The following is a 12,650-nucleotide window of genomic DNA, read 5'->3' on the forward strand; positions in this document are numbered from 1 at the left end:
TTAGAATGTACTAATGTATGCTTTTTTAATCAATTTTTTAAAATCATTCTAAATAGCGTTGATAAGTTAAATTGTGTTTTTAAACAAAAAAGTAAATAGTATCTTTGTATCTTTATAAAAATTAAATAAAAAATGAGCGGATTTTTATCTTCATCAATCGCAAGGAAAGTGGCTATGGCATTGTCTGCACTCTTCCTTATTTTCTTCTTAATTATTCATTTAGCGGTAAACATAACTTCCTTATTTAGTGAGGATTTATTTAACGAATTATCCCATTTTATGGGAACAAACTCCTTAGTCCAATTTGCGCTGCAACCTGTTCTAATTTTTGGTGTTGTTTTTCATTTTGTTATGGGGTTTGTTTTAGAGTTAAAGAATAGAAAAGCAAGAAATATTAAATACACTAAATTCAATGGAGCTGCAAGTGCTTCTTGGATGTCAAGAAATATGGCAATTAGTGGTGGTGTAATTTTAATATTTATTGTAATCCATTTTATCGATTTTTGGATTCCAGAAATAAACCATAAATACGTTGAGTTTTTACCAGAAGACCCAACTCGTTATTTTGGAGAATTACAGCACAAATTTATGAGCCCAGTAAAAGTTGGAATCTATGTAGTTGCATTTGTTTTATTAGCACTGCATTTATTACATGGTTTTCAATCAGCTTTTCAATCAATAGGGTTTAATAATAAATATACTAAATGTGTTAAAAATCTTGGGGTTATTTATTCAATTATAATTCCTTTAGGATTTATTATTATTGCATTATATCACCATTTTAACCATTAATCTTAAGAGAATATGACTACTTTAAATTCAAGAGTACCAGAAGGTCCAATAAAAGATAAATGGACAATTTATAAAGACAAAATTAACCTAGTTAACCCAGCAAACAAGCGTAATATTGACATTATTGTGGTGGGAACAGGATTGGCAGGAGGTTCAGCTGCTGCTACTTTAGCTGAGTTAGGGTATAACGTAAAAGCATTTGCATATCAAGATTCTCCACGTAGAGCACATTCAATTGCTGCTCAAGGAGGTATCAATGCAGCAAAAAACTATATGGGTGATGGAGATTCTAACTATCGCTTATTTTATGATACTGTTAAAGGAGGAGATTACCGTTCTCGAGAAGCAAACGTTCACCGTTTAGCAGAGGTTTCAGGAGCTATTATAGATCAATGTGTTGCGCAAGGGGTTCCTTTTGCACGTGATTATGGTGGGCTACTAGACAACCGTTCGTTTGGTGGAGTACTAGTTTCAAGAACTTTTTATGCTAAAGGACAAACAGGGCAACAATTATTATTAGGTTGTTATTCTGCGATGAACCGTCAAATTGCTCGTGGTAAGATTGAAATGTTCAATCGTCATGAAATGTTAGATGTTGTAAAAGTTGATGGAAAAGCAAGAGGGATTATTGCACGTGATTTAGTTACAGGAGAAATTGAACGTCATTCAGCACACGCAGTAGTAATAGCTACAGGTGGCTATGGAAATGTATATTTCTTATCAACTAATGCAATGGGCTCTAATGCTACAGCAGCTTGGAAAGTTCATAAAAAAGGAGCTTTTTTTGCAAATCCTTGCTTTACTCAAATTCACCCAACATGTATTCCACGTTCAGGAGATTACCAATCTAAATTAACCTTAATGTCTGAGTCATTACGTAATGATGGTAGAATCTGGGTTCCTGCTAAAATTGAAGATGCAAAAGCCATTCAGCAAGGAAAATTAAAACCAACTGAAATAGCTGAAGAAGATAGAGATTATTATTTAGAAAGAAGATACCCTGCATTTGGAAACTTAGTACCTCGTGACGTAGCATCTAGAGCTGCAAAAGAGCGTTGTGATGCTGGTTTTGGTGTGAATGCAACAGGTGAAGCTGTGTATTTAGATTTTGCGGCTGCCATTCAACGTTATGGTAGTGAAAAAGCAAAAATTCAAGGGTTACACAACCCTTCAAAAGAAGAAATTACCAAATTAGGGGAAGCAGTTATTGAAGCTAAATATGGAAACTTATTCCAAATGTATGAGAAAATTGTAGATGAAAATCCTTACAAAACACCAATGATGATTTATCCTGCAACACACTATACTATGGGAGGTGTTTGGGTTGATTATAATTTGATGACAACAGTTCCTGGGTTGTACTGTATTGGAGAAGCTAACTTCTCTGATCACGGAGCCAATCGTTTAGGAGCATCGGCTCTAATGCAAGGTTTGGCAGATGGTTATTTTGTACTTCCTTATACCATAGGAGATTATTTAGCAGATGATATTAGAACAGGCAAAATTTCTACAGATTCACCTGAATTTGATGCTGCTGAAAAAGAAATTAAAGATAAATTAGAGTTCTTTATCAATAATAAAGGAACACATTCTGTAGATTATTACCACAAAAAATTAGGAAATGTGATGTGGAATAAAGTAGGGATGGCTCGTAACGCAAAAGGATTAACCGAAGCAATTGAAGAAATTAGAGAAATTAGAGAAGATTTTTGGAAAAACGTAAAAGTTCCAGGAAGTTTAAATGAATTAAATCCTGAATTAGAAAAAGCAGGTAGAGTAGCTGATTTCTTAGAATTGGGTGAATTATTTGCTAAGGATGCTTTACACCGTGAAGAATCTTGTGGAGGTCATTTCCGTGAAGAACACGTAACTGAAGATGGTGAAGCTAAGCGTGATGACGCTAACTTTGCTTATGTTGCTGCTTGGGAATACACAGGTAAACCTAGCGAAGCTATTTTACATAAAGAACAATTAGAATTTAAAGATATCGAATTAAAAACTCGTTCATATAAATAAGAAGACATTATGAATTTAACGTTAAAAATTTGGAGACAAAAAGGACCTCAAGAAAAAGGTCAAATGGTCGAATATAAAGTTACCGATATTTCAGAACATATGTCATTTTTAGAAATGATGGACGTGTTAAATGAAAGTTTAGTAGCAAAAAATGAAGTTCCAATAGCTTTTGATCACGATTGTAGAGAAGGTATTTGTGGAATGTGTTCTTTACATATTAATGGTGAAGCTCATGGACCAGATAGAGGAATTACTACTTGCCAGTTACATATGCGTACTTTTAAAGATGGTGATACCATTTATATTGAACCTTGGAGAGCAAAAGCATTTCCTGTAATTAAAGATTTAATTGTTGACCGTACTGCTTTTGAACGTATTCAACAGGCTGGAGGGTATATTTCTGTAAATACATCTGGAAATACACAAGATGCCAATGCTATTCCAATTTCTAAACGCAATGCAGATTTATCTATGGATGCTGCTGCTTGTATTGGTTGTGGAGCTTGTGTTGCAAGTTGTAAAAACTCTAGTGCTATGTTATTTGTTTCTGCTAAAGTATCTCAGTTTGCATTATTGCCTCAAGGAAAAATTGAAGCTGCAGATAGAGTTAGAAATATGGTTAAGCAAATGGATGAAGAAGGTTTTGGAAACTGTACTAATACTGGAGCGTGTGAGGTGGAATGCCCTAAAGGAATTTCTTTAGAAAACATTGCACGTATGAACCGTGAATATTTAAAAGCTAGTATTATTTAGTTTTAAAAATAGTATAAATTAAAAAGAAAACCTGTCTCAAAAATGAGACAGGTTTTTTTATTGAATAAACTTTAGATTTAGTAAATTTAAAAATCTAAACTTGAAAAAATATGCCAAACTATAACAATTCATTTTCATCTAAATTACCCAATGTTTCTACATCTATATTTTCTGTAATGAGTGCTTTGGCTCACAAAGAAAAAGCACTAAACTTATCACAAGGGTTCCCAAATTTTGAAAGCGATAATAATCTAATTGAATTGGTAAATAATGCGATGTTTAATGGTAAAAATCAATATGCACCAATGCCTGGAATTTTTAGTTTGCGCAAAGCTATTTCAGATAAAATGGAAAATTTATACCAAGTTAGGTACAATCCTGAAACGGAAATTACCATTACAGCGGGAGCAACTCAAGCCATATTTACAGCTATAGCTGCAACGATTAGTAAAGATGATGAAGTAATCATTTTTAAACCGGCATATGACTGCTATGAGCCTACTATTGAACTTTTTGGAGGTAAAACAATAGCAGTGCAACTTAATCCTGAAGATTTTAAAATTGATTGGCAATTGGTAAAAAGTTTAATTACTGAAAAAACCAAAATGATTATTGTGAATACACCTCATAATCCTTCTGGAAAAATTTTAACGAAAGATGATATGACTCAGTTAGAAACTTTACTTAAAAACACCAATATTGTTTTATTAAGCGATGAGGTATATGAACATATTATTTTCGATGGTGAAAAACATCAAACAGCAGCTTTATATCCAGGATTAGCTGAAAGAACATTTATTACGGCTTCCTTTGGAAAAACATTTCATAATACTGGTTGGAAAGTGGGTTACTGTATTGCACCTAAAGAATTAACCCATGAATTTAGAAAAGTACACCAGTTTAATGTATTTAGTGTAAATCATCCAACTCAAGTTGCTTTAGCAGAGTATTTAAAAACACCTTCTAATTATTTAGAGTTAAATGCATTTTATCAACATAAAAGAGATCTATTTTTAAGCTTGATAAAAGAATCTAGATTTGAGTTTTCTCCTTCAAAAGGAACTTACTTTCAATTGCTGAATTTTAAAAATATAACAGAAGAAAATGACTATGATTTTGCTGTAAAGCTTACCCAAAAATATAAAATTGCAAGCATACCAATTTCGGTATTTAATGAAAATACTTTAGATACTAAAGTATTGCGTTTTTGCTTTGCTAAAACCGATGAAACCTTAAAACAAGCAGCCGAAATTTTAAATACAATTTAACCTAACCAACGAATTAGTTTATTCTATTGATTTTTGCATGAATTTAGTTGCCTTTCAAGTGATAAAATAAGTGCTTTTGAAGAGGTTTGTTGTTAATATGAAATAGAACTTTAGAATTGGTTTTAATTGGAATATGAATCCTAAAAAAGCCATCCTCGTAACTTAAGCTATCATCTTTATGACTTTTAATTTTGTTGTTTGGAGCTAAGTTTAAAAGTCTAATAGCTTCTTTATTGCAATAAAATTGATCGATAATGTGTTGAAAATAAGTGCAATATTTTAAAATTTCACAATTTTTATACGTAGTATTTTCGGTTTTGTGAGCATAAATATTGGTAGAATCTCCATTTTATAATCTTAAGTAAATGGAATTCCATTTTCCACTATAGTTATTAGTATTAAAGTGTGGAATAGAAGTAGTTTGGTTACAAATATTAAAATCTTTGAGCAAGTTTTCAATGTTAAAAGAAAAAGGAAGTTTAAAAAAATCATTCATGAAGCTAGTTTTTTCAATAATGCAAAAAAATAACGAATGCTTGTTTATATGTGTTACTTTGGTTAATTTCAAAAAATTAATATTTAATCATATGCTTAAAGTAGCTTTACTTCAAACAGATTTAGTTTGGGAAAATATTGAACAAAATTTGATTCGGTTTTCTGAAAAAATAAATGGAATTGAAGAACAAATAGATTTAATTCTTCTTCCAGAAATGTTTAGCACAGGTTTTAGTATGAAGCCTCAAAATTTAGCTGAAACTATGGATGGAACTACTGTAAATTGGATGTTAAATTTAGCAACAAAAAAAAATGTTGCAATTGCAGGAAGTGCTATAATTAAGGAAAATGAAGCATATTATAACCGTTTTTTGTTTGTAAAGCCAACAGGTGAGGTAGAATACTATGACAAACGACATTTATTTACCTTGGCAGGAGAGGATAAAGTTTACACTTCTGGAAATAAAAAAATTGTGATTAATTATAAAGGGTTTAAGATTTGTCCTTTAATTTGTTACGATTTACGTTTTCCGGTTTGGGCACGAAATATTGAAGCTTATGATGTGTTAATTTATGTGGCAAATTGGCCAAAACCAAGAATTGCTGCTTGGGATGCTTTATTAAAGGCACGTGCTATTGAAAATATGTGTTTTACGATTGGTTTAAATAGAGTAGGTAAAGATGCTAATAACTTAGAATACAACGGGCACTCAGCAGTCTATAATTGTCTTGGCGAGAAAATGACTGGTACTATTGAAAATGTTGAGAATACAATAGTTGTTAGTTTAAATAAAAAGCACATAACCGAAGTTAGAAGTAACTTAAACTTTTTAAATGATAAGGATGTTTTTGTAATAAAATAAACGCTATATTAAAAAAAATAATATAGCGTTTTAAGCATTTTGTTAGCTAGAATATTAACTTATAGGGTTCATCCATTTAAATTCATATTTCGTGTTTGGAACTACAATTCTTTCCGTAATTCTGTACATTCTATCAGGAAGTTTCATTAAATAATCCCTAGCTTTTTCAGCTTCTGAAGTTAAACCAGTTATTTTGTCAATATTCCAAGTAGAATTTAACTTTTTGATAATATCCACATAGTCAAAACCAGTGTAAACTCCTGTTCGTTGGGCAACTGCTGAAAATTGATCAAAAATAGTTCCTTTTTCTTCACCAGAAAGCCTTAAGTGCATTGCAGGCATTACAATTTTATGTTTCATCATGTGTTGAAAAGCTAACATCATTTCGCTTGGGTCGTGTTGAAAAATTTGCTTTACAAATTCTGTATAAGCCAAATGATGTCTCATTTCATCTCCTGCAATAATTTTAGACATTTTTGCTAACAATTTATGTCCTTTTTTACGAGCAATTTTAGCTACATTATTGTGAGAAATATAAGTGGCTAGCTCTTGAAAACTTGTATAAACAAAGTTTTTATAAGGGTCGCGGGCTGTTCCAATGTCAAAGCCATCGCAAATTAAGTGTTGCGTTGTAATTTCTACTTCGCGCATATTTACTCTGCCAGATAAATACAAGTATTTATTTAACACATCGCCGTGTCTATTCTCTTCACCAGTCCATGAGCGTAACCATTTTGCCCAACCATTATCACCTCCATTTTCACTATGTTGTGAAACTCCATCAATATCTAAAAGCCAAGATTCATACGTTGGTAAAGCTTCTTCTGTAATAGTATCTCCAACCAAAACTACCCAAAAGTCGTCATTCATTTCTTTAGATAATTCTCTAATTTCAGTGACTTCTTCAATAAAATTATTGCTTTGAGAGTTTGGTAAAAAATCGGTAGGTTGCCAAATTTTTTCGGGTGTAATTAAAAACTTTTCAATAAAGGTATCAATGTTTTTTTCTAAGACTTTCATTACCTCAAGTCTTATATTATGTGTTGACATGTTTTTGATTTTAGTTTAGTAGGGCGCTAAACTACGTTATTTTTAATTGTTTCTTCAACCTTTTTAAATAGATTTTCAAATTTCATTGATTTAGCTTCGATAGCTTTATGAAATTCAAAAGTAACTTTAATCCCCATGTTTAAAGGAAACATCCCATATTTATTTAGTTTCCAACAATTATTAATGGTTACGGGTATTACATATGCAGAAGGGGCAAATTTGGTTAGCATTTTTAATCCATTTTCAGAAAATCGTTTTGGAACTCCATTTTTGCTTCTAGTTCCTTCTGGAAAAATGACTGCTGTATAATTGTTTTTTTCAATATATTTTCCAAAATCTCTAATAGCTGCTAAAGATTGTCGAGGGTCTTTTCTGTCAATTAAAACGGATCCTCCATGTTTTAAATTATAGGATACACTTGGAATTCCTTTTCCTAATTCAATTTTTGAAACAAACTTTGGATGATATTTTTTTAAAAAACATGAGATAGGAGAGATATCATGCATACTTTGATGGTTAGAAACCACAATTAAAGGCACATTTTTTGGGATAGGATGTTTGCTAATAAACTGTATTCTATTACCTAAAATATATAATAAATAAGTTAAGGTACAGTTCATTAAATCAACTGCTAGTTTATGACCTTTATATTTTCCTAAATTAAACCCTAGCCATTGTAGTACATGAAAAAATAATAAAAAGCTCCCATAAAAAATATAGAAGATGGCTGAAGGAATGTATAAGAGAATTTTTTTCATAAGTTGTAAAAAAGAAAATCCTAAGCACGAGGCTTAGGATATGTTTATTTTAATTTGAAAACCATTGAGACCAAGGAATTCTACTTAAAATTAATAGTAAGGCTATGGTATAAAATACCGCAATAGTTTTAAATTTTGCGGTATCGGTATTTTTCTTTTTATGTTTAGAAAATCCTATGGTGATAAGAGTAATAGCAATAATACCAACTAACGGATGTTCAACTAAAATTTTTCTTAAATCGCTATTTTTCATTACCTCTCCCATTCCGGCTGCACGCAAAGTATCATAAAAGCTCGAAGTATAATAAGCTACAAGCCCAATAATTAATTGAATATGCGATGCAATAAGTGTAAATAATGAGATTCTTAAATCTTTTGCTTTAAATTCTCTTTTAGAATTGAGTCCCATAAATGCATTTATAACTGCAAAAATTAATACAATTAATACAATGTAAGCCCAATAGGAGTGAATCATTTTTATCATAATAGTTAGTTTTTAGTTTCAAGCAAAAATAGGGAATTAAAATGAAACTTATTTGAATATTAATGGTTATAAGAAGGTTTAATTTGTATTCCTTTTAGGCAATATATTATTCACATTATTATTTATTTATATAAATTAATAATAAGTTTGTAAATCAAATAATTTTATATCTCGTGAAAAAAACATTACCCTATTTATATTTAATTCTTTTTTTTGTTACAACTTCATTTTTTGGACAACAAATACCCTCTTATTACAATGGTTTAGATTTTTCCAAAACAGGAAATGAATTATTTTTAGAATTATCAGGACGAATTACCTCAACACATACAGGAATTCCTTATACAAGTTCTACTACAGATGTTTGGGATGCTTGCAGATTAGCAGATGAAGATCCCGATATTTCAACAAACGTATTGCTTATTTATGGATATAATGATACTGATGAAAATTTTTCTACAGATAGAACCCGATTAAAAACCGAAAATGCAGGGTCAACTTATATTCCTGGAAAATGGAATAGAGAACATGTATTTCCTAAATCATTAGCCAACCCATCTTTAGAAGCCGAGTCGGGTTTAGTAAGTCCAGGATCGGATGTGCATAATTTAAGACCTGCAGATCAAGATCGAAATACCTTGCGAAGTAATAATAAATTTACAGATGGAAGCGGTGTTTCTAAAATTATAACTAGCAATGGTGGTTGGTATCCAGGTGATGAATGGAAAGGTGATGTGGCACGAATTATAATGTATATGTACACGCGTTATCATGGAAACGGAACTCAAAGCTCTGAAACCAATTGCTTGCCTATAAATGTTGCTTTTGGTACTGTAAACGCTATAGATGCTAATATGATTGACCTTTTTTTAAAATGGAATGTAGAAGACCCTGTATCTCCTTTTGAAGCCAATAGAAATGAAGTATTAGCGGGTATTCAAGGAAATAGAAACCCTTATATAGATAATCCATATTTAGCAACCTTAATTTGGGGTGGCTTAGCTGCTGAAGATAAGTGGAATATGAATTCATCTTCAGATACAGAAGCCCCATCTACTCCAGAAAATCTTGTAGCTTCTAATGTTACCGATACAACAGTAGAAATTTCTTGGAACGCTTCAACTGATAATATTGGGGTGTATGATTATTTAATTTATGTAAATGGTTTTTATACGCAAACAGCAACAACAACTTCAACAATTTTAACCAATTTAATTGCAGCAACTACTTATCAAATCACAATTAAAGCTAGAGATATTTCTTCAAATTACTCAAATATGAGTGCTGTACTTGAGTTTACCACAGCAGTAGGGCCTAAAGTTCTTTTTGAGGAAGATTTTAGCGATTGTGGAAATTTAAATTTTGTTACTTATAGTGAAGCAAGTAACAAAAATTGGGAGTGCCGAAATTTGTATGGAGAAAATAACTCTGGTTCAATGGGAATGAATGGGAATCAACAAGATGTTTTAAGTAAAGATTGGCTGATAACTGTAAGCCCAGTAGATTTTGATAATAGTACAGGTGAAATGTTGAGTTTTTATACAGATGCTGCTTATGGAGATACTCCTTTAGAGCTGGTTTTTTCTTCAGATTATGATGGTTCAGGTAATCCTTCAAATTATACTTGGAATGAAATACCAAATGTAACCATACCGATACATTCTACAGGAAAAGCTACTGAAGAAGTTTACTCTTTTACAGACATTGATATAAGTGAAATATCAGGCTCGGTTTATATAGCATTCAAATATTATTCAACTGCAGAACCAACCCGCTGGACAGTGGATAGTTTTAAAATTATTGCAGATAATGAAGATAATGATGATATAGATGGTGATGGTGTTTTAAATGTAGATGATTTATGTCCAAATACCCCAGCAGGAGAAGAAGTAGATGCTAATGGTTGTTCCAATGGTCAATTGGACGATGATAACGATGGGATTCAAAATAGTGCTGATTTATGTCCTAATACACCAACAGGTGAAAGTGTAAATGTTAATGGTTGTTCTGAAAGTCAACTAGATGATGATAACGATGGAGTAATGAATAATATTGATACGTGTCCAAATACTCCAGTAGGAGAAGAAGTTGATGTTAATGGATGTTCCAATAGTCAATTGGATGATGATAATGATGGTGTGAGTAATGAGATTGATCAATGTACAAATACACCTATAGGAACTTATGTTGATGAAGCAGGGTGTTTTGCATTACCCCCAACCAATTTTACGATAGAAGTTATTGGAGAAACTTGCGCTGGTAAAGAAAATGGTAGCATTGAGATTGCTGCACAAGAAGCCTATAATTATTCTGTAACAGTAGATGGAACAATTTATAACTTCACCAATACTACCAATGCTTTTATTGAAGGATTGGCTCCTGATACCTATGAATTTTGTATTTCAGTAGAAGGTGAAACCTACCAACAATGTTATACCGTAACTGTTGATGCTGGAACTTCAGCAAAAGCTTCTGCTAAAGTGGTGTCTAATAAAGCATATGTAGCAATAGAACAAGGAACAGCGCCTTATCAAGTACTAGTCAATGGAAAAACAGTATTGCATACCTATGCTCCATCATTTGAGGTAGCTGTAACGCCAGGAGATTTATTGGAAGTAAAAACCGATATCGCTTGTGAAGGGGTGTTTTCAAAACAAATAGAGTTGTTTTCAACAATTACTGCGTATCCAAATCCAACCAATGAATGGACAACAATCGCTTTACCAACAACTGAAAAGGAGGTGCTGGTTGAATTATACTCTATTGAAGGTCAATTAATTTCCTCTAAAAGCTATCCTGTAATGTATGGAAAAATCCAAGTAAACCTTGAAAATAAACCTACAGGGTTGTATCTTGCTAAAGTTTATTTAGATGATGAAACTTTAACTTTAAAAATTATAAAGCAATAGTATAAATTTAATAAAAATGGTTACTCCTTTTTTATTATTGATATTTTAAAACGAATACTTAAAGCTAGTTTATTGATTTTATTTAATAAGATTATAATTCAATTTAATTAGCTTATTAAGCTTAGATAAAACATAAATAAAAAAAGACCGCTAATTAGCGGTCTTTTTTTATAAGGATTATTAGTTATTTTTATTGAAGAACATATACACCTCCACTTAAAATAACTTTCATTTCCCATACTTCAGCAGCACCGGAATATACATTATATGATACAACGTATTTTTGTCCTTCAGCGCTATCAGGGAAATTATTTAATAAAATAGTATTAATTTTTTCTAGTCTAACACTTTCTAACTCTTCAGCTTTACCAGATCTTACATCAAAATTTTGATAATATCCATTTCCAACTAGATCATAATCTGCAGCTGTTAAAGTATATTTTATGGTGTTGTCAGGAACCCAAGTAGTACCATCATGACCAAACTTAATAGTTTCTTCAATTACATTATTGTATTTAGACCAAGTTGAGCCATCAAAAATATAGTTATTTACATAACTTTTTGTAACTCCACCACCAGCATATAATTCATACATTGCTTGAACAATATCTCCCGCTTTTTTTGGACTAAATTTAAAGATGTCAGGTAATGCTAAAGGTATTTTAATTGCTGCTTCATCATGGCTTGAGAAGTTAGGATACCCTTCTCCCATAGCTTTATATTCATCAGGAGTAAACCCTGCAAATCTATTCCATTCACCATTTTTATATAAAAATCCATCAGTTAATGTAACTTCTCCTCCTGCGTAAAAACGGTATCTTAAAGAATAAAAATCACCTTCATCTGGTGTTGGATAAGTAGCTTCTAAATAGTCAAAAATGTGATAATCTCTGTCAAAATTACCATAGGTTTTACCAGTAATTGCATTATGTTCAGCGTCACTTAATTCATATACTTCAGCACTTGGTGTGCTTAAAGGGTTGTATAGTTTAAAAGTTACAGTAGCTAAAGACCCTTCTCCCCAAACAGGATATTTGTCAATAAGTAGACCTGGTATCATCGCTTTGGCATCATCAATTGAACTAAAATTACCATAATTTAATTCTAAATCCTCATAGTCATCATCACTTAAAGTAAAAGTAACTTCACCAGTAATAATTTCTTCTTGTGCATCTATTTCAGCATATATATCTTCCATAGGGTCACAGGCCGTTGTAAAAACTAAGCCTAAAACCATCAATAAATAAATTATTTTTTTCATT

General features: G+C 31.6%; 10 protein-coding genes. 6 read left to right on the forward strand and 4 right to left on the reverse strand.

The window, feature by feature from the left end:
* Positions 1-132: 132 nt before the first annotated feature.
* From ACFQZW_RS06440 to ACFQZW_RS06460, 5 genes are all read left to right on the forward strand, one after another.
* Positions 133-792, forward strand: a complete 660-nt coding sequence (locus ACFQZW_RS06440) for a succinate dehydrogenase cytochrome b subunit (protein WP_386781884.1) — start codon at positions 133-135, stop codon at positions 790-792.
* Between the two features lie 12 nt (positions 793-804).
* Positions 805-2,808: a fumarate reductase/succinate dehydrogenase flavoprotein subunit gene (locus ACFQZW_RS06445; RefSeq protein ID WP_298262614.1), complete on the forward strand. Its 2,004-nt coding sequence runs from the start codon at positions 805-807 to the stop codon at positions 2,806-2,808.
* A 9-nt stretch (positions 2,809-2,817) separates the two neighbouring features.
* Positions 2,818-3,561: a succinate dehydrogenase/fumarate reductase iron-sulfur subunit gene (locus ACFQZW_RS06450; protein ID WP_298262613.1), complete on the forward strand. Its 744-nt coding sequence runs from the start codon at positions 2,818-2,820 to the stop codon at positions 3,559-3,561.
* 110 nt (positions 3,562-3,671) lie between these two features.
* The gene (locus ACFQZW_RS06455; protein ID WP_298262612.1) at positions 3,672-4,829 is read left to right on the forward strand and encodes a methionine aminotransferase; all 1,158 of its coding nucleotides are present in this window, start codon (positions 3,672-3,674) and stop codon (positions 4,827-4,829) included.
* A gap of 587 nt (positions 4,830-5,416) precedes the next feature.
* A complete protein-coding gene (locus ACFQZW_RS06460; protein WP_298262611.1) occupies positions 5,417-6,187 on the forward strand; it encodes an amidohydrolase in 771 nt (256 codons plus the stop codon).
* Positions 6,188-6,241: 54 nt separating this feature from the next.
* Here the strand turns inward: ACFQZW_RS06460 and ACFQZW_RS06465 are convergent, their stop codons facing one another.
* From ACFQZW_RS06465 to ACFQZW_RS06475, 3 genes are read right to left on the reverse strand one after another with little or no spacing between them, the layout of a single operon-like run.
* Entirely contained in the window at positions 6,242-7,237 is a 996-nt protein-coding gene (locus ACFQZW_RS06465) for an acyl-ACP desaturase (protein WP_298262610.1), read from the reverse strand.
* A gap of 26 nt (positions 7,238-7,263) precedes the next feature.
* Entirely contained in the window at positions 7,264-7,995 is a 732-nt protein-coding gene (locus tag ACFQZW_RS06470; RefSeq protein WP_298284925.1) for a lysophospholipid acyltransferase family protein, read from the reverse strand.
* A gap of 49 nt (positions 7,996-8,044) precedes the next feature.
* Positions 8,045-8,479 carry a hypothetical protein gene (locus ACFQZW_RS06475; protein ID WP_386781889.1) on the reverse strand — a complete coding sequence of 145 codons (435 nt, stop codon included), beginning with the start codon at positions 8,477-8,479 and terminating at the stop codon, positions 8,045-8,047.
* A gap of 173 nt (positions 8,480-8,652) precedes the next feature.
* Between ACFQZW_RS06475 and ACFQZW_RS06480 the strand changes: the two genes are divergently transcribed.
* A complete protein-coding gene (locus ACFQZW_RS06480) occupies positions 8,653-11,388 on the forward strand; it encodes an endonuclease (RefSeq protein ID WP_386781891.1) in 2,736 nt (911 codons plus the stop codon).
* Between the two features lie 190 nt (positions 11,389-11,578).
* Here the strand turns inward: ACFQZW_RS06480 and ACFQZW_RS06485 are convergent, their stop codons facing one another.
* Complete coding sequence (locus ACFQZW_RS06485) at positions 11,579-12,649, reverse strand: hypothetical protein (protein ID WP_298265270.1); 1,071 nt, start codon at positions 12,647-12,649, stop codon at positions 11,579-11,581.
* Position 12,650: the final 1 nt, after the last annotated feature.

The organism is Lutibacter aestuarii (assembly GCF_042676885.1).
Lineage (GTDB): Bacteria > Bacteroidota > Bacteroidia > Flavobacteriales > Flavobacteriaceae > Lutibacter > Lutibacter aestuarii.